This is a genomic window from Enterococcus sp. 3G6_DIV0642, assembly GCF_002140635.1.
Classification (GTDB): Bacteria; Bacillota; Bacilli; order Lactobacillales; family Enterococcaceae; genus Enterococcus_D; species Enterococcus_D casseliflavus.
In genome coordinates this window covers 1,471,498-1,498,496 of sequence record NZ_NGLH01000001.1, presented here as the reverse complement: position 1 = coordinate 1,498,496, position 26,999 = coordinate 1,471,498, and the positions used below count along the sequence as shown (strand labels likewise).

The following is a 26,999-nucleotide window of genomic DNA, read 5'->3' as shown; positions in this document are numbered from 1 at the left end:
CAGGGGCGTAGAAAACTCAAGCAATCGATCAATCATCATTGCTTCAGTAAGAAATGGGTATTTTGGTGCTCGGAAACTTTTCCATGTTTTGTATTCATAATGGTTGATGTTTGCACGATTTTTTAGCAAAAAGCGCCAGTTCTTTTTCAGTTTTTCTGCCTGGCTTTTCTGTCCTGCTTTACGAAGTTCATTCATTTCACGGATACGCAACTCATTGAACGCTTGATTCATGTGTTTGACAATATGAAACCGATCAATCACTACTTTCGCATTTGGCAGAACACGTTTGGTGAGCTGGAAGTAGGCGGCGTTCATGTCTGTCACCAAGAATTCTACTTCTTCTGGATTGGTACAACCTAAGAAATAGCTTGTTAATCGAGGTAATTTACGCGTAGGCAAAACATCTATTAATTTTCCTGTTTCGCCATCTGCGCAAATAAAGCTCATTTTATCTTCTATGGAAGCATGGGAACGAAATTCATCAACCATCAATACTCTGGGGAGAATCTTCTTAGATTGCTTTGGTAAATAGCTTTTAAACTCTTTCAATGTACGAATAACGGTGGTCAAAGATACCTGACAGCTTTTCGCAATAAAAGATAAAGATACTTTTTCAGTCAGTAAAGAAGCAATTTTATATCTAACATGATTTGCGATTGAATGTCTGGGTTGGACAAAATAACTTTGAGCAGTCCAATGGGTTCGGCAGTTTTTACAGGTATAGCGCTGCTTTTTTAGGCGCATAACCAAAGGCATATGATTGTATTGTTCAAAACGGACAATCGTTTCCTTCTTCCCATTTTTCACTATAATTGCTTTCCCGTTTCCATCTACCACAGTAGAACCACAACTTCTACAAGCACGAGGAGTAGGCGAGAGAACAGCATCGACGACCAACGTCTTTTTCTTCTGAAGGGTCTCGTAAGAGACCTCTGTAATCATCAAATCTTTCTCTATTATTCTCAGCATTTTTTTGATAGAATCATTCATATAGCATATCGTCCTCTCAGTTGTTTATTTTGTGGTGATTTAATCATACTAGAGAACGATATGTTTTTTAATACCTAAAATGAAAATGGGACTGAAGAATCAATTCTGATTCATCAGTCCCATAAATTATAGAGCCTGAAAAACGGTGAGCAGAAAATCTTCTGCTCACCGTTTTTGGTCTGTGGCTCATTTATTATTCTCTTTTAGAACACTTGCAGCCCTTCACGATCGATTTGCAATTGTTCAATATACGCATTGCTCTCCAAGGCGTGCAAAAGTTTTGAGATTCGTTCTGCCCGTTCCTCTGGGACGATCGCTAAGACCGTAGGACCTGCGCCGCTTAAGAAACAGCCATAGCCGCCTTCTTCTTCGCAGATTTGGCGAATGGTCGACAAGTGCGGTACAAGCTTTTCCCGATAGGCTTCATGAAAACGATCCTGCTGCATCAATTTTCCTGCAAGAGGCAGATTGCCATTGATGACCGCTGCGATCATCACGTTGGCGATCGCACTGGCTTCGACAGCTTGCTCGTGAGAAAGGGTCTGCGGCAAGACTTGACGACTTGCTTCAGTCAACAGTTCTTCATGAGGAATATAGGCAATGATCTCGCACTCTGGAAAATGATGCTTGACTAAATACGTATGCTTGTGCTGATGGTCGTAAGCAGCAACCGCAAAATCTCCATAAATTGCTGGTCCAACGTTGTCAGGATGCCCTTCGATGGCAGTTGCGATCTCAAGCTTTTGTGCTGCACTCAGATTCATGTGGGCCATGCGGTTGGCTAGTTCAATCCCGGCGACGATCACTGAGGAACTGCTGCCTAAGCCTCGTGCCAAAGGAATGTCCGAACTCATTCGGATTTTCAAAGGCTTCATGTTTGGTGCTAATTTCAATGCCACACGCAAAAGCAAGTTGGTTTCATCCGTTGGGATCTCTGAACCTAGCTCATGGATGATTTCCCACGTATCGTTTTCTTTTAAAACTTCAATGAACAAATACTTTGACAGGGCAATCCCGCAGGAATCAAAACCAGGCCCTAAGTTCGCACTGGTTGCAGGAACGCGGATCTTCATAGATTGGCAACTCCTTCACGAAGATGCTGACGCATTTCTTCTAAATCACTCATCTTATTGATGGTTACTTCTGTCGCTTTGATAGCTGTATCAGGATCCTTCAGACCATTTCCAGTAAAGACGGCAACGACAGTCTCACCTGGTTTGATTTTCCCTGCTTTCACGTGCTGGATGACACCAGCCAGCGAGGCAGCTGAGCCTGGTTCAATAAACACACCATCTTGCGCAGCAATTTTACGGTAAGCATTCAAAATTTCCTCATCGGTTACTGCATCGATGTGTCCATTTGATTCATCACGAGCAGCTTCTGCCAACTGCCAGCTGGCTGGATTGCCGATCCGAATCGCTGTAGCGATCGTTTCTGGTTGTTCGATGACTTCCCCACGGACGATCGCAGCAGCACCTTCAGCTTCAAACCCATGCATTCTTGGCAACGCGGTGCCTTTTTTCTCATGCCATTCTTTGAACCCTTTCCAATATGCCGAGATATTCCCTGCATTACCGACAGGAATCGCAAGAACATCTGGTGCTTGTCCTAATTGTTCGCATACTTCAAAGGCCGCTGTTTTTTGTCCTTCTAAACGATAAGGATTGACTGAGTTTACTAGCGCCACGGCTTCGGTTTCTGCAATATCTCGTACTGCTTTTAACGCTTCATCAAAGTTTCCTGGGATCGAAATGATGTCGGCTCCATAAACGATTGCTTGCGCCAATTTTCCCATAGCGATCTTGCCATCTGGAATAACAACATAGGCTTTGATCCCCGCTCTGGTCGCATAAGCTGCTGCTGCCGCACTGGTATTTCCTGTCGATGCACAGACGATTGCTTTGGCACCTTCTTCCACCGCTTTTGCCACCGCCATGACCATCCCTCGGTCTTTAAAAGAGCCTGTCGGATTCAGCCCTTCGTATTTTCCATACAATTGAATCCCTAATTCCTTGGAAAGGCTTGGTAAGGGAATCAACGGCGTGTTGCCTTCAGCCAGCGACAATGCTGGTGTATTTTCGTTGACTGGCAGATATTCCTTGTATTGATGCAATAATCCTTGATACATGTTTATTCCTCCATCACTTTCATTATTTGTATGTCTTGTGCATCGGTATAAGTTGCGAGTTTTTCTGTTAGCTCTTTTTCGCTCATTGGATTGGTGATTCCAGCTATTCGTTGGTTTGCTTCGTTGAACACCGTTTGCTCAAACGCAAACCATTCTGGAAGAGCTTTTCCTTTGATCTCTTGACTTGAAAACGACACATAATGCCGACTAGAAACTTCTTCTACAGATGCTAATGCTGTTTCTTTTTCAAAGGTTAGAAAAGGTTCAACGATCCCAAAGCTTTTATTTTTTGCTAAAACGGTCAAATCCGCTACCACGCTGGTGGCCGTCGGTCGCGATCCTGCTCCTGGTCCATAAACCATTGATTGATCGATGCCTTCACTCTCGATAAAAATGCCATTAAACTCGTTTTGGATCGTCGCTAACGCATGGTTTTTCGGCACTAATACAGGTCCAACTGACACAGTAAGGGAACCGTCAACTGTCTTTTGTGCTACACCGATCAACTTCACTTCATAACCAAAGGCTTGTGCCTGCTTAATATCTGCCACAGCTAAGCCACGGATGCCTTTTGTTGCCACATCAGCAACATGGATCGTTTTCCCAAAAGCAAATTTGGTCAGGATCACCATTTTATAAGCCGCATCGATACCGTCAACATCATTGGTAGGATCTGATTCGGCAAAGCCTTTTGCTTGGGCTTGAGACAAAGCATCTTCATAGGTCATGCCATCTTCCGTCATTTTCGTCAGCATATAATTGGTCGTCCCATTGACGATGCCAAAAATTCCTGTGATGGTATCAGGCAGATAGTGGGTGCTCAATGTACGCAAGATAGGAATGCCACCACCCACGCTGGCTTCATAATAAAGAGACACCCCGGCTTTTTCAGCGATTGCCAGTAGCTCAGGTCCATGGGTGGCAATCAAGTCTTTATTTGCCGTCACAACGTGCTTCTTATTTTCTAAAGCAGCTGAAATAAACGCTTTTGCCGGATCGATCTTCCCGATCAATTCCACAATTACGTCAATGGTCTCATCTTCAAACAACTCATTTGCCTCATTCGTCAACGCAAACCCGTACTTAGCCGCTAACGCAGACTTATCCTCGTAAGGCGAAGCTAATGCTTTCGTGATTTGCACACTGACTCCTGTGCGTGCCAGAATGGCTTCTTTTTGCTCTGCCAACACTTGGCATACCCCGCTGCCGACAACACCCATTCCTAATAATCCAATGTTCAATTGCTTACCCATAATGCCCCCTAACTGAAAACGTTATTAAAAACCGTTCATCTAATTTTAATATTTCCACTAGCATACCAAAAACAATAAGAAAAAACTAGGACTTTTGAGAAATTCTCGCCCTAGTTTTAACGGTGATGGATATGTTCGAATGTTTTTTGCAAAATATCCACAACATGTTTGTCATCAAGACTATAAAGGATGGTTTTCCCTTGTCTTTCCGACTTTACGATCCGATTATCTTTCAAAAGTTTCAGCTGATGAGAAACTGCTGATTGTTCCATATGTACTTGTTCTGCAATCGAAGTGACATTGCGCTCTCCTTCTTGAAGAGACAACAAAATTTTTAGTCTAGTGGGATCACTAAGCATTTTAAAAATCTGTGTTACTTGCTGAATTTCTTCTAGTTTCGGCGTAGTCATCGCGCCACATCCTCTCTTATTTCCTTTTGCATTTTAGCCCTTGATAGACAGCTTGTCAATCAATGCTCGACGATCAAGGAGAAGAAACGAGCTAAAAGACAAGAATAGATCCAAGCGTCAGAAAATTCCCTTTAGAAGCTTCGGTCCCTCAACACCTGTTTGCTGAGGGAAGCGAACGCTTCTTTTTCTACCACTCGGATCATTCAGTCAATTGCAATTTTTTTGATTATGAAGACATCAGATGACTTTATTCACCTGTGATTTCTTCGATCGCTGCTTGCAGATCAGCAATTTTTTGTTCTGCTGCTTCTGCCGTATCGCCTTTTACACCAATATAAAACTTGATTTTAGGTTCGGTCCCAGAAGGACGAACAGCAATCCAGCTTTCATCTTCCAAGGTGTATTTCAAAACATCAGAAGGCGGTGTGGTCATTTTTTGTTGGTGACCATCTAAGCCCACACGAGTCAACAATTTAAAGTCTTCTGTTTGCACGACAGGGGTTCCTGCGAAGACGGAAGGTGCTTTTTCACGGAAAGTCTTCATCAAGGCAGCAATCTTAGTTGCCCCTTCCATGCCGCTCATCGTTACAGAAATCGTTTTTTCTGCATAGTAGCCGTACTCTTCAAAAATATCTTGCAGACCATCATACAATGTTTTGTCTGATTGTTTGTAAAAAGCAGCCACTTCTGCTAATAAAACGAGCGCTTGGATCGCGTCCTTGTCCCGTACGAATGGTTTAACTAAGTAGCCATAGCTTTCTTCAAAGCCAAACATGAAAGTTTGAGAATGGTCTGTTTCAAATTGTTGGATTTTTTCGGCAATAAATTTAAAGCCAGTTAAAACATTGATCATATCAACATCGTAGGATTTAGCGATCGCTGTTGGCAATTCACTAGAAACGATCGATTTTAAGACTGCTGCATTTTCTGGCAATGTTCCAGCTGTTTTATGGGCTTCTAGAATGTAACGGATCATCAATGCACCTAACTGGTTACCTGTCAAGACTTGGTAGTTGCCATCTGGCATTCTTACTGCAGCCCCTAAGCGATCGGCATCTGGATCTGTTGCGATCAATAGATCAGCACCTTCTTTTTCTCCTAAAGCAATCGCATATTCAAAGGCAGAGTGCTCTTCTGGATTCGGTGATTTTACTGTACTGAAGTTTGGATCAGCAACCGCTTGTGAGGGTTCAATAATGAATTGTTGGAAACCAGCTTGTTTCAACGCTTTCTCGCCAAGCATCCGCCCTGTTCCGTGAAGTGGTGTATAGACAAGTTTCAAATCTTTGCCCACCGTATCGATCAATTCTTGATCGATCGTGACTTCTTTGATTTCTTTCAGATAGGCAGTATCGATTTCTTCGCCAATAATAGAGATCAAGCCGCTGTTTTTGGCTTCGTCTTCACTTAATACAGGGATTTCCAACGGATTTTCAATTTCCCGAACAAATTTTGTCAATGCATCCGCATCTGCTGGTGGCATTTGCCCACCATCTTCCCCATATACTTTGTAGCCATTGTATTCGGCTGGATTGTGAGAAGCAGTGATCATGATTCCAGTAAAGGTTTTTAAGTAACGCACAGCAAAAGATAATTCTGGCGTCGGACGTAAGCTTTCAAAGACAAAGGCTGGAATATCATGTTTTGCCAATGTTTTTGCTGCTTCCATCGCGAACTCAGGTGAAAAATGACGGGAATCATAGGCAATCGCTACGCCACGACGTCTTGTTTCGGGATCTTGTGTATCCATAAAGCGAGCCAAGCCTTCCGTTGCTTGACGAATCGTATAAATGTTCATCCGATTGATACCAGGTCCTAAAATCCCTCGCATGCCAGCAGTCCCAAATTCCAAAGGCATATAAAAAGCGTCTTCTAACATCGCAGGATCTGCTTCTAATGCGGTCAATTGTTCTTTTAATTGTGGATCTAAGTGTTCACTGTTTTTCCATTGATTAAATGTTTGTTCCCATGCCATAAAATAACCTCTCCTTTTTCCGTTAAAATGCTCTAAAATTAGTATAACACTACTTACAGATTTCTCAAAGAATAACCAAACGAAAAATAAAAAAAGCTGCTATCAAAAGTGATTGACACTTTAAAAATAACAGCTAATTCCATTAGATTATTTTGTTAATTGAGCATCCTTTTGTGTTTCAATAAAATCAAACACTTGTTGACCAGCAATACTGCCATCGCCGACTGCCGTTGTGATTTGACGCAAGCCTTTTTCACGAACATCGCCAATCGCGTAAACACCAGGAATTGAAGTTTCCATCTGATCATTTGTTAAGATCCAGCCAGCATCATTCGTGATACCGCTAGCTTTGAATGGTTCTGTCAACGGATCTAAACCAACATAGATAAAGACACCGCCAGCAGCTTCTTCTGTCACTTCATCCGTTTTTACGTTTCTGATTTGCACGCCAGTTACGACCATCTCATTGCCTTTGATTTCTTCCACAACAGAATCCCAAATAAAAGAGATTTTCTCGTTGGCAAATGCGCGGTCTTGGATGATTTTTTGTGCTCGTAATTCATCACGACGGTGAACGATCGTTACTTCAGAAGCAAATTGCGTTAAGTAGATAGCTTCTTCGACTGCTGAGTCGCCTCCACCAACAACGATCAAGCGTTTGTTACGGAAAAAGGCACCGTCACAAACCGCACAGTATGAAACTCCGCGTCCTGCGAATTCTTCTTCGCCTTTGACGCCTAACTTTCTATGTACACATCCTGTGGCAATGATGACTGTTTTCCCTTGATAGGTTTTGTCTTCGGTGGCAACTTCTTTGAACTCCCCTTGATCCGTGATGCTTTGAACGATCCCATAGGCATTTTCAACACCAAATTTAATGGCACCTTCATACATTTTAAATGCTAATTCAGGGCCTAAGATTGAATCGAAGCCAGGATAGTTTTCAACCTCAGCCGTATTGTTCATTTGTCCGCCAGGTGCTCCTCGTTCAATCATTAGTACTGATAAATTCGATCTTGACGCATAAAGCGCTGCTGTCATCCCCGCAGGGCCTGCGCCGATGATAATTACATCATACATATATTTCCCTCCAATTTGGACTACCCATACTTTACTTTCAAAAGCAAATTCTTTCAACTCATCTGCTTACAAAAAATAATAAGATATTCCTGCTTTTACTTTTGAAAATTACATTGACTTTCTTTTCAATTTTTGTAAAATTTTCACGATACGTCTATTATATAGAAAATAAGGAGTCCTTACAATTGAATAAGAAAAAACTTTTAGGAAAATCAGACCGTGAACTGATTTTTCTCAGCTGGCCGATTTTTGTTGAGCTATTTTTGCGAGTCGTTATTGGGAATGTCAACGTTTGGATGATTTCTCATTATTCCGAGCCAGCAGTAGCGGCCGTCAGTGCTGCTAATCAACTATTGAATTTAACGGTCTTTATTTACGGTTTCATCACCGTGGGTACTCAGATCATTATCGCACAATTGATTGGTGCGAAAAAACGCGACCAGATACCGAAAGTCATCAATACCGCTCTTTTTGGGTCATTGTTCATCGGGATTTTGATCAGCTTGATGTTCCTTTTCGGCTCAACCTACCTTTTGCGATTCATGGGCTTAGATGCTGAATTAGTTGCTTTAGGTCATGGATACTTACAAGTATATGGCGGAAGTCTGTTCCTTTCATCGATCACGGCGGTCATAATTGCTGTCATGCGTAGCCACAGTTTCACAAAACCTGCGTTATTGGTACCGATGTTTGCTAGTATCCTAGCCGTCATTGGCAATTACTTTGTCTTATACAGCCCCTTTGGTTTACCGAATTTCGGTGTGACTGGATTGGCATTTTCTAGCGTCTTTGGTAATTCGATCGGTTTACTAATTGCCGCCATGTTGCTGAAGAAACATGTGAATTTTTCTGTTTTATCTGCCCGTTTCTCGAATGTCTCTTGGGGCGTGATGAAAAACATTTTGACTTACGGATTGCCTTCTTCTGGCGAGTCTCTTTCCTATCAAGGAGCGCAAGTCGTGGTGACGATGATCGTGGCTCAACTTGGCGCAAGTGTCTTGATTGCAAAATCTTACGTAACAGCTATCACCCAATTTGTTTATTTGATCGCCTCCGCATTAAGTCAAGGAAACCAAATCATGATTGGCCGCAATGTCGGTGCGGGTGAATTCGATCGTGCGCATCAGCGAGGCATGCGCACGATGGTGATCGGGATCATCGCCTCGGTAACGATCTGCTTATTGACCTATCTATTTATTGAACCGATCATGGGGATCTTTACTTCCAATACCGAAGTAATCGAGATTGCTAAAGGTGTCTTTTTAGTAGAGATCGTCTTAGAAACAGCGCGTGCAGTCAATATGATCCTAGTTGGTTCATTAAATGCAAGTGGTGACGTGAAGTTCCCATTGATCTGCAGCCTAATTGTTCTATGGGTCATCAGCTTACCGTTTTCCTACTCACTTGCCATCGTCTTGAAATTTGGCTTGATCGGCGTTTGGATCGCTTATGCCATTGACGAAGCATTGCGCAGTGTCTTAATGATCTATCGCTGGCATTCTGGGGTATGGAAAACTAAATCTGTCGTTCATCCACAAGAAACAGAACCCGAAGTATTGCCAGAAGCATAATTAAAGTCCAGCGGTCTCGGTGACTGCTGGACTTTTTTGTTTTCCATAAAAAATAAAATGCGCCAAGAAGTTTGCTTGGTTTTTTTGAAGACTTTGCTCTATACTTGTCTCAGAAGCTATCGACTACGATTTACATTAAAAGGAGCGTTTGCTATGTCAATCTATGACTACCAAGCAACATTGGAAAATGGCGAAACTTATTCGCTAGCAAAATACGAAGGTCAACCGCTAGTGATCGTCAATACAGCTACGAAGTGCGGGTTGAGCCCGCAGTTCAAAGAATTACAAGGTCTTTATGAAACTTATAAAGACCAAGGGTTGGTCGTTTTAGGGTTTCCTTCTGATCAGTTCAAACAAGAAGTCGGGTCAGCCGAAGAAGCCGCAGCCGCTTGCCGAACCACCTATGGTGTCGACTTTCCGATGCACAAGTTAACGGTGATCAATGGCAAAGACGCAGATCCCTTGTTTCGCTATTTGGAAGAAGAAGCACCGGGTACACTAGGCAAAGCCATTAAGTGGAATTTTACGAAATTCTTGGTGGACCGCCAAGGTAAAGTCGTTGAGCGTTTTGCTCCACAAACTAATCCTCAAAAAATGATTCCAGAAATCGAAAAAGTTCTTTAAAAAAACTGATAAAGGCGACCTCAAGGACAAAACATGTCATCCTTAAGGTCGCCTTTTTTGCACTTGCTTCAACGCAAACATTTTACAGTACTCTAATTGTCGGTTATCAAAAATCTCTGAGCAGCCATTTCTACTTATAGAAATCATTTGTTAAAAAGTTTTTTAAAAAGACTTTAAAAAAACTGCAGTTGATCTACTTAGATTTCTCTAAGGGATCAACTGCAGCTTCTTATGATTAGTTATTCGATAAATCTTCACCGTTTGAAGCAATCACTTGTTTGTACCAATCAAATGATTTTTTCTTTGTTCGTTTCAAGGTGCCGTTTCCTTCATTGTCACGGTCCACATAAATGAAACCATAGCGTTTTTTCATTTCACCTGTTCCAGCTGAAACTAAATCGATACAACCCCAAGTCGTGTAACCCAATAAGTCGACACCATCTTGTTCAACCGCATCTTTCATTGCTTGAATATGTTCTGCCAAATATTGAATGCGGTAATCATCTTCCACATAGCCATCTGCATCTGGTGTATCCACAGCTCCTAAGCCATTTTCAACGATGAACAATGGTTTTTGGTAGCGATCATAAATGTCATTCATCGTGATCCGCAAACCAAGTGGATCAATCTGCCACCCCCACTCACTTGCTTCCAAGTATGGGTTTTTCACAGAGGCAAAAATATTGCCAGCCGTTTGTTCTAATAACTCAGCGTCCGTGGTCGATACGCGTGAAGAATAGTAAGAGAAGGAAATAAAGTCTACGGTGTGAGCTTTCAACAGCTCAAGGTCGCCTTCTTCCATTTTGATTTCGATCCCATTGCGTTCCATTTCTTTCAGCGCATATTGTGGATATTCCCCACGTGATTGAACATCAATAAAGAAATAGTTTTCGCGATCTGCTTTGCGTGATTCCCAGACATCTTCTGGTTTGCTTGTATATGGATAGTATGCGCCAGCAGCTAACATACAGCCTACTTTGTTCTCAGGATCGACTTCATGAGCGATTTTCGTTGCGATCGCAGAGGCCAATAGCTCATGGTGAGCCGCTTGGTATTTCACTTGCTCAACGTTATCGCCTTCTTCAAAGTAAAGACCTGCTCCCATAAATGGCGCATGGAGAATCATGTTGATTTCGTTGAAGGTCAACCAGTATTTTACTAATCCTTTGTAACGGTTGAAAATCACGTTACACAAGTTTTCATAGAATCCGACTAATTCACGAGAACGCCATGCCCCGTATTTTTCAACTAAATGCATTGGGCAATCAAAGTGAGTGATCGTTACTAATGGTTCGATCCCATATTTGTGGCATTCTTTGAAAAGATCTTCATAGAACTTCAAGCCGTCTTCATTTGGTTCTGTTTCATCCCCTTTAGGGAAAATCCGACTCCAAGCGATCGACAAACGGTAGGTTTTAAAGCCCATTTCGCCAAATAGCGCGATGTCTTCTTTGTAGCGATGATACATATCGATCGCTTCTTTTGCTGGGTAGAAATGTTCGTCATCAAAATCGAACATTTTCATTTGACCAGTAATGACTGGAAAACGATCTTTGCCGATCGGTACCACGTCAACGTTTGCCAAGCCGCGTCCGCCTTCTTGGTAGCCTCCTTCACATTGATTGGCAGCTGTTGCGCCGCCCCATAAAAAGTCTTTTCTAAATGCCATGTTTCTTTCCTACTTTCTCTTTATTTAACTAGTTCGCGATCAAGTTCGCGGGCTACTTCATCTTGTACTTCTACGCCTTCTTTTTCAAGACGTGCGATCGTTTCCTTAAATTTAGGCAAGTGATCTTTGTGGGCAATAAACAGTTCGTCCATGACACGTTTTGCCGTATCACCTGATGGAACCAATGGGTTGATGGTGAAGGCTTGTAATGCGATATTGTAATCCCCCGTCACAGCTGCTTCGATCGTTAATAATTCCATTGCTTTCATTACCTGTAACCAACCTTTTTCAGCTGTCGGTAACTCACCAAAGGCAACATTTCTAGCCCCTTGTCCGCCAACGTAAGCTGTTACTTCGACTACGCAATCGGCAGGAAGATCTGGAACGGCGCCTTCATTTTTGGTTGAAACGACGATTTGGGTATTTTTATTAGCATAAATGGAAGCAATCGTTTCACACGCTGCATCTGAGTAGTAAGCACCACCACGTTTTTGCAGCTGTTCTGGTTTATGATCTAATTCAGGATCTTTGTACAACTCAAACAATTCGGCTTCGGTTTGTTTCACTTGCTGTGCGCGTGTACCGACAGTCTTGTACTCTTCGATCGCATGATTCAACATTTCTTCTTGACGATAGTAATAACGGTGATACCCGCAAGGAATCATCTTCATTTGTTCCAGCTGTTCTTTGTAAAATGGTACATCAAAGATATTCTTCGGTAAGCCATTGTCTTCTTCATACATTTTATCAATAATGTCCATCGTAACGTCATTGCCGTGTGAGTCGGTAACTTTGTGCCAGTGAAAGTGGTTCAATCCTGCAAATTTGTAAATCAATTCGTCAGGTTCTTTGCCAAGCAACGCAGGTTCAACCATCGTTGCCATGACAGGCACGTTACACAACCCGATGACTTTGTCCCATTTTCCGTAACGCACGATTGCTTCAGTCACCATACCGCTTGGATTCGCAAAGTTGATCAACCAGGCATCGGGACACAAGCGTTTCATGTCTTCAACGATTTCAAGAATGATTGGAACCGTACGAAACGCTTTGAACATACCACCAGGGCCGTTGGTTTCTTGACCAATCATGCCGTAATAGGCAGGAATTCGTTCATCTTTGATACGGGCATTCAGCAATCCTACTCGGAATTGAGTCGTAACGAAATCAGCATCTTTTAACGCTTCTTCTCGATCCAATGTCATGTGGATTTTTACATCGTAGGGTGACGCATCCCACATCCGTTGTGCCATCGCACCAACGATTGCTAATTTTTCTTTTCCTGCTTCGATATCTACTAGCCAAATCTCACGAATCGGCAATTCTTCATAGCGTTTGATAAAGCCTTCCATTAACTCCGGGGTATAGCTGCTGCCGCCACCAATGGTTGCAATTTTAATTCCTTTTGTCATTGTATTGCTCCTTTGCTATTTTATTTACATTCTTATTATCATTCATAAAAACATTTGATTCAATGTAAATAGCCTATTTAGAAAAAGCGTTTGCAAATCTCGCTTCTTCTTGCATGTGTTTTGTAAAAAAGATTTACAAAGAGCATCAAATAAGGAATAATTAGGATGTAAACGATTCGCTAGGTACTGAATAAAAACGATTTTCTGTAAAAACCATTTACAAATAATCATAAAAAAATGTAAAAAGGAGCATATATACCATGTTGTTACAAGAAAAAATGCGCCAAATCAAACTAGCACCCGCCGAACGATCGTTGATTGATTATTTATTAGCCAATCCGACCGCGATGGCGGATCAAACCATCAAGGAATTATCTGAAAAAACCTATGTTCATCCTTCTACTTTTATTCGGATCGCAAAAAAATTAGGCTTCAATGGTTGGCTCGACTTAAAAACGGCCTTTGTGGAAGAGCAAACATATATGAGCAGCCATTTTACCGATGTGGATGCGAACTTTCCCTTCTCTTCCCATGACGGTATTATGACCATCGCCAAAAAGTTGGCAAAGCTTGAACAAACAACGATCGAAGATACGCTTTCCTTGATCCATCATGATGAATTACAAAAAGCGAAACAATCGTTGCTCAATGCCAACCATATCAGGATTTTCGCCAGCAATGCCAACACCTTGATTTCTCAAGACTTTGTTTTGAAGATGCGGCGTTTAGGAAAAAGTATCCACGTCTGCGATACCTTCGGCGAAAGTGCCTATGAGGCATCCAACTGTACCTCCGATACGACCGCGATTTTGATTTCTTACACAGGTGAAAACAAAATGGTTAAAGAAATCGGTAAGATCCTCGCCGAACGGCAGGTCTCCATCATTGGGATGACTAGTATTGGCGAGAATGCGTTAGCGAAATTAAGCGATTGTGTCTTAAATATCACAACAAGAGAAAGGCTTTATTCAAAGATCGCGAATTTTACGATCAATACCTCAGTTTGCTACTTGCTAGATTTGTTGTATGCAGTCGTCTTTTCGGAGCACTATGAGAAAAATCTGCAGCATTTGATCGATATTGGGATGGCGTATGATAAGCGCCCCACTTCATCAACGATAATCGCTGAACCAACCTATGATAAAAACCTTCATTATAAGGACTCACTGTTTCCCAATTAAATGACTGTCAAAAAGCGATCGCGCCTTCACGACCGATCGCTTTTATCCTTATATAGCTGTTTTGCAGGAAAATGTTTCCTAAACTAAAGCCGTGATCAAATCATCGGAACAACCAACTTCTCGTTTGTCAGACTCGATGATATCCAAATAATCCGCTGAGTTGGTCACTAGCACTGGGGTCTCAATATTGAATCCTGCTTTGATCAATGCATCTTTATCAAAGCTGATCAATTTTTGCCCACGAGTGACTTTATCGCCTTGCTTCACATGCGCTTCAAAGAACTCACCATTCAATTGAACAGTATCCAAACCAATATGGATCAAAAGTTCTAAACCATTCTCAGAAATCAACCCGATGGCATGTTTGGTTGGGAACAATGTCATCACTGTACCATCAAAAGGAGCCACGACTTCGCCTTTTGATGGATGGATCAGGATGCCTTTTCCTAGCACTCCTTGAGCAAAAGCTTCATCTTTGGCACTGCTTAGTGGCGCGATCGTTCCTTCCACTGGAGAAGTGATCACTTCTTTTCGAACAGTCATCGCTGGTTGTCCTTCTGCGATTTCTTCTTCCACTGCATCATCTTTCCAGAAAGCCATGGTCAAACCAAAGCCAATCGCTGCAGCGATCAAGATTCCGAAGACAGAGAACCACATGCCACCAGCGTCGCCTTCTGGAGTGATGTAGTTGAAAATGCCAAAGACCCCTAACCCACCAGAGGTGTAGCTCGTTGTTCCATTGATCATCAAGAAGGCACCTGCGACCGCACCACCGATCATTGAGTAGAAGAACGGCATTTTTTTCGGTAACGTGATCCCATAAATCGCTGGCTCCGTTACACCGAAAAGCCCTGAGATAATAGCTGGTGGACATAGTGCTTTCAGTTTTTTATCTTTCAGTTTAAAGTACATCGCCATCACTACGGCTGTTTGAGCAAAGCTGGCACCAAACGTAGCTACCAAAATCTGACTATAACCAAGTTGCGTGATTTGCATAATGTGTAGCGGAACAACTGACCAGTGAAGACCGAAAATAACCAATACTTGCCAGAAAAAACCTAGCAACAAGCCATAGGCAACTGGTGAGAAGTCCATCAACGCTTCAAATCCTGAGCTCAAAAGGTCCGTCAACATACTGATTACAGGTCCAATCACCAAAAACCCAATTGGCAATGCAATCAAGAGAACCAAGAACGGCACTAAGAACGTTTGGACAACAGAAGGAATGATTTTTTTCGCAAATTTTTGAACTTGCGCAGCAAAGGCAATGATAAAGATGACCGGCACCACACTGCTAGTATACGTTGCGCCAACCCACGGAATTCCTAAAAACGTTTCGTACGCAGGCAAGCCTAACAAGCTATACGGTGCAGCAGCTCCCTCGCCAGCGCCTGCAAGAAATGCGGCTTGCAAAGCAGATCCTTGAATCGTTGGGTAACAAAGCGCTGACCCGATCACGATTCCCACCATTGGATTTAAGCGAAACTTTTTCGCTGACGTATACCCTAAAATCACTGGCATAAACATGAAGATCGAATCGCCGATCGCATTGAACATCACATAGGTACCAGTCGTTGTTGTATAATCGATCAAGCCTGTTGTACCAATAAAAAGCAACAGTGCGTTTAGTCCTTTGATCATCCCCGCCGCACACAAAGCCCCTAAGAAGGGTTGGAAGCAGCCGCTCAAAATATCGATCAAACGATCAAACAAGTTGCCACCTGAAGCTGTTTCTTCAGCATCACCACTGATTCCTGCTACATCAATCACTTCTGCATAGACATCAGGTACATGGTTTCCGATAACCACCTGGTATTGACCGCCACTCTTCATGACCGTCACGACCCCATCCATGTTCTTTAAGACTTCATCATTTGCGACACCTTCATCCTTTAATTTAAAACGCAGTCGTGTGATACAATGCGTCAAGCTATTGATGTTCTCTTTCCCACCAACATTTGCTACGATTTTTTCTGCTAATTCACGATATTTTCCCATTTTTGATTCCTCCAATTTTTTTGTATTGAAGGTTTAGCCAACTGAATGTCACTATCCAAAATGTTTTCTTTTTTTTGATTTCTTGCTACATGGTCAGATGTCTTGAAGCTGACGTTTGATAAGAATCATTGCGAAGAAATTTTTCTTTTTCGACACCTTCTCATGAATCAAAAAATCCTTCTCCTTTCTTGTTTTTTTTCAATCAACGATTTTTTTGCACAAGTCTGGCAATATGAATCGTTAAATACAAACTTTCGTCACTGGACATTTGATACTGATACTGATTTTCTAATAGCTCAGCGATTTTTTGTACGCATTGATACGCATTTCGGTACTTCACTTTGACCATAGCCAAAAGATCTTCATCGGTTTCATCCACATGAGTAGTATGGTTTTGCATTCTTGAAACAAAAAATTTCAAATGCGTAGTGAAGCGATAAAAATAAACGGACTCTTCATCAAAGGTTGTTTTGAAAAAATATTTAACAATGTTTATGATGTCTTGCATCGTTTGGGTTAGTTCAGCAATATTGCCTTGGTCACCATTCTCAGTTTGCGCATTGACCAGATGCAGAGCAATAAAGCCAGCTTCGTCATCTGGCAGCTGAATCCCGTAATGTTCTTTGATTTTCTCTACTGTTTTGCAGCCTATTTGGTACTCATCGGGGAAAAAACGCTTGATATCCCACAATAAAACATTTTTGACCGTCATTCCTTTTTTCGATCGTTCAATGGCACAGTGCATGTGATCCGTCAACGAGATGTAAATGGAATCATTGATTGGGGATGACAATTCTCGCCGAGCATACTCAATGATCTCATTGGATAATTCAAGATATTCCAATGGTAAGTCAGCAAGCAGCTCTTGAAATTGAGATAAGATCGTCTGATTTTCTAAGCGATACACTTTATCGACCGTTTCTGAAGAAATTTCATCTCCCACTTTTTTCTTAAATGCAATCCCCCGCCCCATAACAATAATCTCGTTTTGACTTTGATCGGTAGTGATCACAACATTATTGTTTAACACTTTACTGATTTTCATGTCCTACCCCCACTTACTTTATCATTGCGGATATGGTTCATTGCTTGTCTTTATTGCTGAGCCAACAGTCAACACAGAAAAAACCTCATGAAAGCAGCGCAAATACCGCAGCTTCATCAGGTTTAGCTTGTTTAAAATCAACAATCACTATCCATTAGAACCAGTTTTATTATCTTTATCATAGCAAAGGTAGAAAGCGCTGTCAATCGTTGTTCGTTATTTTTATTTTCATCCCTTCTTTCTTTTTTCGTACAAAAAAACCTTAAAAACGAAAGTCTTTAAGGTTAGCGTTACTATCAAAACTATTAAACTTCACTTGCCTGCAAACGGTACATATCGGCATACAACCCTTTTTGAGCCAAAAGTTCATCATGGGTGCCTCGTTCGACGATCGAGCCTTTATCAAGCACCAAAATCAACTCGGCATCGCGGATGGTAGACAATCGATGGGCGATCGCGATCGTGGTTCGCCCTTGACGCATATTTGCCAACCCTTCTTGGATCAGTCCTTCTGTTTCAGTATCGATATTGGCAGTCGCCTCATCCAAGACTAGCACTTTCGGATCGGTCACCATGGTGCGGGCAAAGGAAATCAATTGCCGCTGCCCGCTTGAATAGCTGGCGCCCCGTTCAATCACTTTGGCGTGGTATTTACCAGGTAGTTTTTGAATAAAGGCATCTGCTTGAACAAATTTTGCTGCTGCTTCGATCTGTTCTTCACGAATGTCCTGATTCAATAAGCGGATATTGTCAGCGATGTCCCCATAAAACATGAAAGCATCTTGCAATACGAGTCCAACTTTTTTCCGAAGCTCTTCCATCGTGAAGTCGCGGATATCTTGATCATCGATCAAAATTTGCCCTTCCCCGAATTCATAAAAACGCATCAACACATTGATGATCGAGCTCTTGCCACTTCCTGTGTGACCGACTAAAGCCACGGTCTCACCTGGATAGGCGATGAAAGAAATATGATTCAATACGTTGTTTTTACCATCATAGGAAAAACTGACATCGCGAAATTCGATTTTCCCTTTGGTAATGGTTTGACTAGCATCGGGGTTTTGCTGCGGCGTGTATTCTTCGTTATCCATAATCTTTAGAATACGGCTGCCGGCGACCATCCCATCAGTAAAGACGCTGAGAAAATCCATCATCTGTGTCATGGGATTAAAAAATCCTTGAATATAGGTCGTAAAGGCGAAAATCAACCCGACTTCAATGGGCGATTCTAAGGCATCAAACCCAAAGACCGTTAACGACAAGGCGATCGCTAAGGCATACAACAAACTAATGATTGGTGATAATAGCAGCGCATTCGTGCGGATCATAGCGTATCTAGTTTTCAAATAATCATCGTTGGTCGCTTCGAATTCTTCATTCAGCCGCGCCTCTTGACGGAATTGCTGAATGATTTGCATACCAGAAATCGATTCATTCAATTTCGTATTCAGCTGACTCAGTTTTTCCCGCATTTGACGATAGATACGAGAGCTGAATTTTTGATAATACCAGATGACTACCATTAGTATTGGCAGAAAAATCAAGTTCAGTAAGGCAATTTTGACGTTGATGCGGAACATGGCGGCAAAAGAAGAAACCACCGCAAAAATTCCTGTCAATACCATCAAGAAGACATACCAAAATTCATACAACGTTTCTGTGTCGTTACTGACCCGTGAAACGATTGAACCCGCTGGCGTCTGATCGAAATAGCGCATCCCAAGACTATGCAATTTTTCAAATAATTTTGCTCGAATATACTGATAGGTTTTTAAAGAACCCATCGAATAAAGGAACCATTGGAAAAACCAAATCACAGCTTTTACCAACACCCCAAAGAAATACAATGCAGCAAAGAAATAAATGACTTGCTGGGTCGCCGTTTGATTGGTCAAATAATTATCCATAAAGGTTTGAATGATCAAAGGCAACAGGATATTGACGATCGATAGCACAAAAGCAAAAAAGATCGCTGCATAGAAGGTTTTTCGAAATGGCTTGGCAAAAAGAAACATTCGTTTGATGATGTTTTTTTGCTCTTTAAAGGGAATCGATTTGCTCCATTCTGATTCTTGCATTAGGCTTCACTCCCTTCGATTTTGGCTTCTAGTTGCTGTTTGTCCCACATTTTTTTATACCAGCCATTTGCAGCCAATAATTGTTCATGGGTCCCGCGTTCACTGATTTTCCCATTGTCGATCACGAGAATTTCTTCTGCGTGCTTGACACTGCTTAGGCGGTGGGCAGCAATGATCGTTGTTTTATTCTGACGGAACGTCCGCAACTGTTGTAAAATAGCTTCTTCTGTTTTGGCATCTACTGCTGAAAGGGCGTCATCTAAAATCAATAATTCTGGATCAGTGATCAAAGCACGGGCAATGGATAAACGCTGTTTTTGTCCACCAGAAAGAGAAACACCACGTTCCCCCACCATCGTTTCGTACCCTTCAGGAAACTGACTGATATCCTCGTGGATCACTGCCAATCCAGCAGCTGCTTCCACTTCTGCTTGAGAAGCCCGTGGTTGCGCAAAGCGGATATTGTCTCGAATCGTCATAGAAAATAAGAAATGATCTTGCGGAACATAACCGATCGAACCCAAAAGAGCATTCAAGGAGTATTGCTTGCTGTCGATGCCCCCGAAGGTGATCGCTCCATCAAATGAATCATACTCTCGCAACAAAAGCTTCATCAAAGAGGTTTTTCCAGCACCAGTTTTCCCGACGACACCAAGTGTTTGCCCGGCAGGCAAAGTAAAGTGGATGTCTTGCAGGGCAAAATCATCTCCTTGATAGTGAAAATCATTGATTTGAACGTCAACCGTTCCTTGGGCTGGGGCATCGACCGCATCTTTGGCTTCAATGATATGGGTCTTGGCCGCCAACAATTCGGCAACCCGATCATAACTAGCATTGCCTCGTTCCAGCACATTAAACAGACGTCCGATGGCAAACATCGGCCAAACTAACATACCGATATAACTGATGAAGGATACCAATTGACCGATCGAGATGGTACCGTCCATAACATAATTGCCGCCGACGATGATCGTTAGCACATAGGAGATTCCGATGATGATCGTAATAAACGGATCAAACAAGGCATCCAGAAAATTGACTTTGCGGTTTTTGATGATGGCATGGTCGATTTTGGTTTGAAAATCAGCGATGTCCTCTTTTTCCTGTCCAAAGGTTTTGATGACTTTCATCCCAGTAATACTTTCTTGGGCTTTGTCGTTGATGGAAGAAAATGCTTCTTGCGAGTCACGAAACGCATCATGCAGTTTGCTACCAAGAACCCGTGCCATGACTGCTAAGAAAGGCAGCGGCAATAGAGCAATGATCGTTAACCGCCAGTCGATAAAGAGAACCATCGCAATGATGGTTGCCCCTCCCGAGATGAAGGAATCGGCAAAGGTCAAGATCCCTGCCCCTGCCACATTTTGGATGGCATTCAAGTCATTGGTGGCATGGGCCATCAAATCACCTGTCCGATGCTTTTGATAAAACAACTGATCCATCCTTGTAAAATGTGCAAATAGCTGTCTGCGTAACGTTTTTTCTAGCCGAGCGGCACTGCCCCAGATATGCGTTCGCCAGACAAAACGAAACACGTATTGAGCGATGGCTGAAGCAATCAAGATCATGACCCAAAAAAAGATCGTCTGCATCGAGATCTCTTTTTCCGCAATCTCATCGATGATGATCCCGATAACTTTGGGAGGGGCCAACTGTACCAAGGCGACCAAGACTAAAGAGCCTACGCCTAACAAATAATGTTTCTTTTCTTGTTTAAAAAACCAACCTAACTTCCTAAATATTGACATAACACTCTCCATTTCTTTATGACCTGTTGCCTAAATTTTGCGATTTTTCCGAATATTCATTGGATTCAGATTCGATTGCTTCCCCGCTATTTACAGAACATAAATAGAAAAAGTACCCTGGGGACATTTTTGATTCGTTGCTGCGTTTTGCCGCAATAAAAAGCGAGCTGATAAAATCAGCCCGCTTTTTAGAAAAAACCCTACTTTTGGTTTTTCATTTGCTGCATCATCTGACGAATTTTTTTCTCAGAAGGTTTTTGACCCATTGACATCATCATCGAGCGAAGCATATCCTCATTAACGGGAGGATTTTTCTTTAGATAATCTTGCATATATTTACGCGCCAAAAAGAAGCCGCCGACAGCGCCTAGTAATGCTGCAACAACAGCGATCACGATTACGATTCCTACACTAACCATTCGAAAACTCTCCTTTCTCTTGTACTCTCAATGAATCATTTTACTAGAAAAAAACACAAAAAGAAAGAGTGAAAGCTGGATTTATCCAAAAACTTTCACTCGTCTCCTCAACTTAATGCGACATCTCTTTTGTTGAATAACCAATTTGTTAAAAGGTAGATTAAAACACTGTAAACAAGGATCCCAATCGCCATTTCCCAATAGCCCAATCCCGGATCAAAAGCAGTCATCTGCATGTCAGGACTATTTAATAAACTCGGTATCTGCTCTTTGATATTCATAAAATTAAATGGATTCCACTTCAGCCATGGGTATTTTTCTTGCGCAAAAAGCATGATCGAGTTGATGATGCTGCTTCCAAACAACATACCCAAGCCTAAGCCTACCGCCAAGCTTTGGGAGCGAATCACGGCTGAGATAAAGATGGTCAGTGCAATATAAAAGACGATCAATAGCAAGTTGGTTCCCGCAAAAACAAGGGCAACGAGAATCGCCGCTAACCCGTTGTAGCCAGTAGCAGCAAAAGGTGATTCAGCTGCTAAAAATAAATTGGCAGCTGCTAAACTACTGATGAGTAAAACAGCAGTCCCTAAAAGCGCAAATAAAAACGTGTTGATGGCTTTTGCTGCTAAGATTTGGCTTCTGGAAAAAGGCCGAATCAATAAGAACTTGATCGTTCCTCGACTAAACTCTTCCGCCACTGAAGAAGCCGCCACAATCACTACAAATAAGTTTAAGAACGACGTCATATCGCTTAAAGAAGCAAATAAATCATTGGCACCAATTTCTGGACTACCTAAGCGTACAACATAGGTCAAGCCAAACGTCATTAAAACCAATAAAAGCAGCATGATCCAAGTAGAACGCTTTTTGGTTAATTTGATCCATTCATTTTTAATCAATGTCAGCATGCTTACAAACCTCCTTCTTCGGTCCAAGCCAAGAATGTATCTTCCAAAGAAGATTGCTTTGTCCGTAGTTCTTTTAAGCCGATACCCGCCGTCACGATCGCTGCAGCGATTTCAGAACGCTGATCTGTTTGCAGCGTGACGTGCAATTCGTCTTCTACGTGCAAGACCTCGACGTCAAAGGAAGCTTTTAACAGTGCTTCTGTTTGCAAGTTATCATCGGTTTTGATGATCAACACATTTTTCTCTGCTTTCAACTCTGCCATTGCTACTTGATGGGTGACTTTTCCTTTTTGCACCACGATCAAATGATCCGCAATTTGCTCGATGTCGCTTAACTGATGACTGGAAACTAAAACAGAGACCCCTTTTGCTCGCAAAGAAAGAATCATTTCCCGAAACTCCCGCATGCCTTTAGGATCCAGACCATTCATCGGCTCATCTAAAACTAATAGATCTGGTTGATGGACCAGCGCCTGGGCAACACCTAAACGCTGACGCATCCCTAAAGAATAAGTTTTGACTTTTTGATGGATATGTCCTTCTAAATGCACCTGACGGATCAGGGCTTCTAGCTCAGAGGCTGTGCCTTTTTTCTTCGCCATACGTTGATACTGCATCAAATTCTCATAACCGGTCATATAATTATAAAACTCAGGATTCTCAACGATCGCTCCGACTGAGGCAATCGCTGTTTTAAAAGAAGAATCCAATAAATTTCCCATAATGGCAATCGATCCTGTGTTGTGCTTCATCAAGCCAACGATCATTCGGATGATCGTCGTCTTCCCAGCCCCATTGGGCCCTAATAAACCAACGACTTGTCCTTGGTCCACCACAAAGGAAACATCATCAATGATTCGTTTGGTTCCAATCAATTTGGAAACATTTTGCAGTGCTAATACTTCTGTCAAAGTTACCCCTTCTTCCTAACACCATTTCTGCAACGATTTTAAATAAAAAACGTTATGATAATATGTATACCATGCCATCTCTGTAAAAAAAAGTCAAGAAGTGAAAAAGGAACATCGATGCTCCTGTTTTTGCTTCTTGACAACTTCCTGTATCCCTGTTGCTTTTCACGTTTGCCCTATTGCTGCTAGTCAAACGCTTGGCATAATTATAAGTTCTATTTACTCGATCTTATAGCGGGGTCACTCCGTTTGGGTGAATGCCAGTTGGGCGAACGCTGCCTTGTTCTTGGCACTTCTGATCTGTTTGATCACTTGCTTGAGCTGTTTCCACTCCTTTGCGCTTGGGTGACCATTCCAATAAAAGAGGTAAGGCTGTTCTTCCTCGGAAAATTCCTGATGGATCGGATAATCGCTGATCACCAAATCTGGTTTTTGAGACAGCGAATAATGGGCCATCGCTCGATGCGTGGCATTCATCAAGCGGTTCTTGATCCAAAGCTCTTGCGTTTTTCCGTATTTCGAATGGATCGAGAACGTGACCGGCTGTTCATATTTGATAAAAATAACTCTCAGTAACATACAGTATTGGAAAATCAAGCGATCATTCATTTGCAGTAATCTACGCAACGCTGGTAAAGAAACAGTCGCTTCCAAAAAAAACCGTTTCATGGTTGGATAAAGCACTGGAAAAGCGGCTTGCAGCTCTTGCTCGTCGGTTGTTTTGCCAAAACTATCGCTTTTTTGTCGCGTACCAAAACTGCCAGAGGCGGAATGGATCATGACCAGATTAACCAGTAAATAGTTTTTTTCGGCTTCTGTAAACGTCAACCGAAAATACACGGCTAGTTTTTCAACGAGCTGCGCTTCTTGCTGGTACTTTGGCTGAGTCAGCCACGAGATGTTAGCAGCATCGAGATCCTCCTCAAGATAGGTGTTCATTACCCCAAACATATAATACAAGAAGCTGCGTTCAACCTCCGAAATTTCAGAAAACGGCAGATGATTCCTGTGAAACAATGGGTTCAAAAAGACCTGATCAAACTGTTTTTTTTCAATTAATGGGTGCTCAAAGGTAAGTACTTCGTTTGGTAAAAACGAAAGCGGATGCTTTTGATGGATTCTTTGCACGGAGATAGCGAATAGATGAAGAAATTTATCGATATCGATTTTTCTCATATAAGAAGCATGGGTTTCAAACAACGCTTCAGCCTGCTCTTTCTCCTTGATCGATGCCAAGACTTGTGAGTCCTTCTCATCAAAAATTTGCCAATAGGTAAGATGATAAAAATAGCGGATCGCATATTCATCACCTGCCAAAGGATCACCTTTTTTTAAACTATAGGACAAATGATAGTTCGCCAAAACATGATTTAACTCCTGCAATTTTCGTTGAATCGTGCGGGGACTGCTAAAGGTTTTGTGGCTGAGTTGTTCAAGGGAATGATAATCCCCCTGAAAGAGTGCATCTAGCAAGATAAACCCAACGGTTCCCTGCAACAATACACTATAGGCTTGGCTCAATAGAAATCGTGGAGAAAAAGCAATCGACACTTCTTTTTCCAGCCGATCATAGGTCAAAGTAAACTGAGGATAGCGTGCACGAAACACCTCTACTTGCTGAACGATCGACTGCATTTTGTTGGTTTTCCTATCAAAAACACCTGAGAGCTCTTTAATTGTATAGTCTTTCTTGTTCGTTTCGTAACAATAACTTAGAAACGCATAAATTTGTTTTTCTGTCGTATCCAAAAGTGCCTGTAACATGAAATTTCCCTCGCTCGTATAATCAGCAAACGCTGTTTTTATCCTAAATTTGTCATCTTACAAAATTCTAAGCTGGCAGTGTTTGGTGATCGTACCACCGTGCGCTCTTTTCTGTCAAATCACTTTTAACAAATTTTCCTTTCGTTATCTGTATATTTTCTTAAAAAAAGTCTGACGCCTCAAAATGATCGTCAGACTTTTTGTTAAAAACGGTAAAACAAAACGTGATTGTGCTTTCTGGGGAAGAAAATTCCAATCGTGGGGTATCAATTCTCTCATTATCCTCGGCTTTTTTCTTTACTGCCTCTCATCAGAAAATAACTTTCGATTCAGCCAGTAAAGGAAGACAGTAAGGATAACCACGCCTAGACCAAAGAGTAAATAGCGAATACTCGTATTTTTGCTGCCGGTTTTCGGTAGTACGGCTCCATTGACCTCCTTAGCACTGCTTGTCTCCGTAGGTTGTTCCTGTTCCATTTTCACTGAAGACGATGCTTTAGCGAGTTGTTTGCCTGCGGGATCATCGGAGGAAACACTTCGCTTGCTTGACTGACTTTGGTTAGGCGGTAATTTGTTTGGTTTCGTTTCTGAATCTGAAAGATTCTCAGATGCCGCTTCACTAACGGTCGTTGTTCCTGTTGTTGCGGTGGTTTCTCGACTCCTAGTTATATGAGTCGATTCACTCTCACTAACTGGTTGGGTGTTGAAGTTTTCTGACTCACTTGCATTGTGACTACTTTCGATACTTTGAGAATCCTGACTTGTGTTTTCCGTAGTAGAAGTCCTTGGATCCGTCGATTGAGAGTCGCTAAATTTCGGTTCGATACTACTAAAGGAAGAGCTTGTTTCTTCAGACACCTTAGAGCTTGCGCTTATCTCAGAGTTCGTGGTCTCACTAGAGCTCGGGGGTGTTATTACCTGCCATTGACTAGGCTTCAAGTTTTCAGTAATCGTTGTTTCACCGTCATAAATCACAATTAAATCTACTTTATCCACACTTTTGATCTCATCGATGGCCATCTCAGCATAGATCCTTAAGTAGTTTTCAACACCTGAAAACCAATCGACATTTGTTAGATACGTTTCACCAATCACCTTTTCACTGTGTCCATTGCCATCCCAACCATAAGTTAAACGGATACAAACGTTTTGTGAAGTCAGCGTTTTGTTCGGCCGTACCGGGATCGTAATGACTTTCAAGGCTTCATCATAGATCACTCGATTCGTTTGAACAGAAAACGATAAATTCCCTCCGGCTCGTTCTTTTGCTGAAGTATGATCGAAGCCAAACACCAGCAGCAATAATCCCGCTAACAGCAAAATCAACACAATTCCAACCAGTTTTCTCATTTCCTCACTTCCTAAATGAATATTTCAAGATAACTTGATAAGGAAATTATAATAAATTCTCAGAGAAAACATGCGCCGAAAAAAAAAGGAAAGACCCAATAAAATGGCATCTTCCCTTTAAATAAGTCTTTATTAATTATTCTTCCAAGTAAAAAAACTGCCTCCAAAATTTCAGTTTCTATCTACCTGATAAATTTACTCCAACTTAACTTCAATGCGCATCCTGCTAAAACCATTCCTATTGCAATCCATAAATGATTAGACGATTCATTCGTTTGAGGAAACTGCTGTTTTTCTGATTGATTATGCAAATTATTTGATTGGGATACCTGCATGTTCCCAGGGGTTGAACTTTGATGTGTAATCGCTCCATTATTACTAGAACTACTCCCGTTATTTGATTCTGAACTACTAATCATACTGCTTTCGCTACTTGGTTCCGTGCTACTGCTGGTGCTACTTTCACTACTTGGTTCCGT

General features: G+C 41.9%; 20 protein-coding genes and 2 pseudogenes. 3 read left to right on the top strand and 19 right to left on the bottom strand.

Annotation, left to right across the window (positions count from 1 at the left end; genetic code table 11):
• Positions 1 to 18: 18 nt before the first annotated feature.
• The 7 genes and pseudogenes from A5878_RS07105 to trxB all read right to left on the bottom strand — a co-directional run.
• Positions 19 to 990, bottom strand: a pseudogene (locus A5878_RS07105) (ISL3-like element ISEfa11 family transposase); the annotation flags it as partial.
• Positions 991 to 1,193: 203 nt separating this feature from the next.
• Positions 1,194 to 2,063 (bottom strand): homoserine kinase, encoded by an 870-nt coding sequence (gene thrB / locus A5878_RS07100; RefSeq protein ID WP_005225831.1) that lies wholly within the window; start codon positions 2,061 to 2,063, stop codon positions 1,194 to 1,196.
• Positions 2,060 to 3,118 carry a threonine synthase gene (thrC, locus tag A5878_RS07095; protein ID WP_005225830.1) on the bottom strand — a complete coding sequence of 353 codons (1,059 nt, stop codon included), beginning with the start codon at positions 3,116 to 3,118 and terminating at the stop codon, positions 2,060 to 2,062. The genes thrB and thrC overlap by 4 nt, the downstream gene beginning before the upstream one ends.
• A 2-nt stretch (positions 3,119 to 3,120) precedes the next feature.
• Positions 3,121 to 4,371: a homoserine dehydrogenase gene (locus A5878_RS07090; protein ID WP_086295129.1), complete on the bottom strand. Its 1,251-nt coding sequence runs from the start codon at positions 4,369 to 4,371 to the stop codon at positions 3,121 to 3,123.
• A gap of 116 nt (positions 4,372 to 4,487) precedes the next feature.
• Positions 4,488 to 4,781, bottom strand: coding sequence for a metalloregulator ArsR/SmtB family transcription factor (locus A5878_RS07085; RefSeq protein WP_005225828.1), 294 nt, complete (start codon positions 4,779 to 4,781; stop codon positions 4,488 to 4,490).
• 247 nt (positions 4,782 to 5,028) lie between these two features.
• A complete protein-coding gene (locus tag A5878_RS07080; RefSeq protein WP_086295127.1) occupies positions 5,029 to 6,756 on the bottom strand; it encodes a phospho-sugar mutase in 1,728 nt (575 codons plus the stop codon).
• A gap of 147 nt (positions 6,757 to 6,903) precedes the next feature.
• Positions 6,904 to 7,836, bottom strand: coding sequence for a thioredoxin-disulfide reductase (gene trxB, locus A5878_RS07075; protein WP_086295125.1), 933 nt, complete (start codon positions 7,834 to 7,836; stop codon positions 6,904 to 6,906).
• Between the two features lie 185 nt (positions 7,837 to 8,021).
• Here trxB and A5878_RS07070 point away from each other — a divergent pair, with 185 nt between their 5' ends.
• Positions 8,022 to 9,407 carry an MATE family efflux transporter gene (locus A5878_RS07070; protein WP_081116558.1) on the top strand — a complete coding sequence of 462 codons (1,386 nt, stop codon included), beginning with the start codon at positions 8,022 to 8,024 and terminating at the stop codon, positions 9,405 to 9,407.
• A gap of 153 nt (positions 9,408 to 9,560) precedes the next feature.
• Positions 9,561 to 10,031, top strand: a complete 471-nt coding sequence (locus A5878_RS07065) for a glutathione peroxidase (protein ID WP_005235460.1) — start codon at positions 9,561 to 9,563, stop codon at positions 10,029 to 10,031.
• 235 nt (positions 10,032 to 10,266) lie between these two features.
• On the opposite strand, the gene A5878_RS07060 is transcribed toward A5878_RS07065, so the two are convergent.
• Both A5878_RS07060 and A5878_RS07055 read right to left on the bottom strand, forming a co-directional pair.
• Positions 10,267 to 11,700, bottom strand: coding sequence for a 6-phospho-beta-glucosidase (locus A5878_RS07060; protein WP_008378424.1), 1,434 nt, complete (start codon positions 11,698 to 11,700; stop codon positions 10,267 to 10,269).
• 20 nt (positions 11,701 to 11,720) lie between these two features.
• Complete coding sequence (locus A5878_RS07055) at positions 11,721 to 13,112, bottom strand: 6-phospho-beta-glucosidase (RefSeq protein WP_005225822.1); 1,392 nt, start codon at positions 13,110 to 13,112, stop codon at positions 11,721 to 11,723.
• Positions 13,113 to 13,372: 260 nt separating this feature from the next.
• Here A5878_RS07055 and A5878_RS07045 point away from each other — a divergent pair, with 260 nt between their 5' ends.
• Positions 13,373 to 14,293, top strand: a complete 921-nt coding sequence (locus A5878_RS07045) for a MurR/RpiR family transcriptional regulator (protein ID WP_010748037.1) — start codon at positions 13,373 to 13,375, stop codon at positions 14,291 to 14,293.
• 78 nt (positions 14,294 to 14,371) lie between these two features.
• On the opposite strand, the gene A5878_RS07040 is transcribed toward A5878_RS07045, so the two are convergent.
• From A5878_RS07040 to A5878_RS17620, 10 genes and pseudogenes are all read right to left on the bottom strand, one after another.
• A complete protein-coding gene (locus A5878_RS07040) occupies positions 14,372 to 16,291 on the bottom strand; it encodes a beta-glucoside-specific PTS transporter subunit IIABC (RefSeq protein WP_086295122.1) in 1,920 nt (639 codons plus the stop codon).
• A 202-nt stretch (positions 16,292 to 16,493) separates the two neighbouring features.
• Positions 16,494 to 17,336, bottom strand: coding sequence for a BglG family transcription antiterminator LicT (gene licT / locus A5878_RS07035; protein ID WP_005225819.1), 843 nt, complete (start codon positions 17,334 to 17,336; stop codon positions 16,494 to 16,496).
• A gap of 305 nt (positions 17,337 to 17,641) precedes the next feature.
• Entirely contained in the window at positions 17,642 to 19,417 is a 1,776-nt protein-coding gene (locus A5878_RS07030) for an ABC transporter ATP-binding protein (RefSeq protein ID WP_010748035.1), read from the bottom strand.
• On the bottom strand, positions 19,417 to 21,165 hold the full coding sequence (locus A5878_RS07025) for an ABC transporter ATP-binding protein (protein WP_060792801.1): 1,749 nt from the start codon (positions 21,163 to 21,165) through the stop codon (positions 19,417 to 19,419). The genes A5878_RS07030 and A5878_RS07025 overlap by 1 nt, the downstream gene beginning before the upstream one ends.
• 200 nt (positions 21,166 to 21,365) lie before the next feature.
• Positions 21,366 to 21,584 carry a YneF family protein gene (locus A5878_RS07020; RefSeq protein WP_005235432.1) on the bottom strand — a complete coding sequence of 73 codons (219 nt, stop codon included), beginning with the start codon at positions 21,582 to 21,584 and terminating at the stop codon, positions 21,366 to 21,368.
• Positions 21,585 to 21,691: 107 nt separating this feature from the next.
• Positions 21,692 to 22,495 carry an ABC transporter permease gene (locus A5878_RS07015; protein ID WP_010748033.1) on the bottom strand — a complete coding sequence of 268 codons (804 nt, stop codon included), beginning with the start codon at positions 22,493 to 22,495 and terminating at the stop codon, positions 21,692 to 21,694.
• Between the two features lie 2 nt (positions 22,496 to 22,497).
• Positions 22,498 to 23,406, bottom strand: a complete 909-nt coding sequence (locus tag A5878_RS07010) for an ABC transporter ATP-binding protein (protein ID WP_074535724.1) — start codon at positions 23,404 to 23,406, stop codon at positions 22,498 to 22,500.
• Positions 23,407 to 23,646: 240 nt separating this feature from the next.
• A complete protein-coding gene (locus A5878_RS07005; RefSeq protein WP_086295120.1) occupies positions 23,647 to 25,170 on the bottom strand; it encodes a helix-turn-helix domain-containing protein in 1,524 nt (507 codons plus the stop codon).
• Between the two features lie 297 nt (positions 25,171 to 25,467).
• Positions 25,468 to 26,520 carry an LPXTG cell wall anchor domain-containing protein gene (locus A5878_RS07000; protein WP_086295118.1) on the bottom strand — a complete coding sequence of 351 codons (1,053 nt, stop codon included), beginning with the start codon at positions 26,518 to 26,520 and terminating at the stop codon, positions 25,468 to 25,470.
• A 182-nt stretch (positions 26,521 to 26,702) separates the two neighbouring features.
• Positions 26,703 to 26,999: pseudogene (locus A5878_RS17620) on the bottom strand (hypothetical protein); the annotation flags it as partial.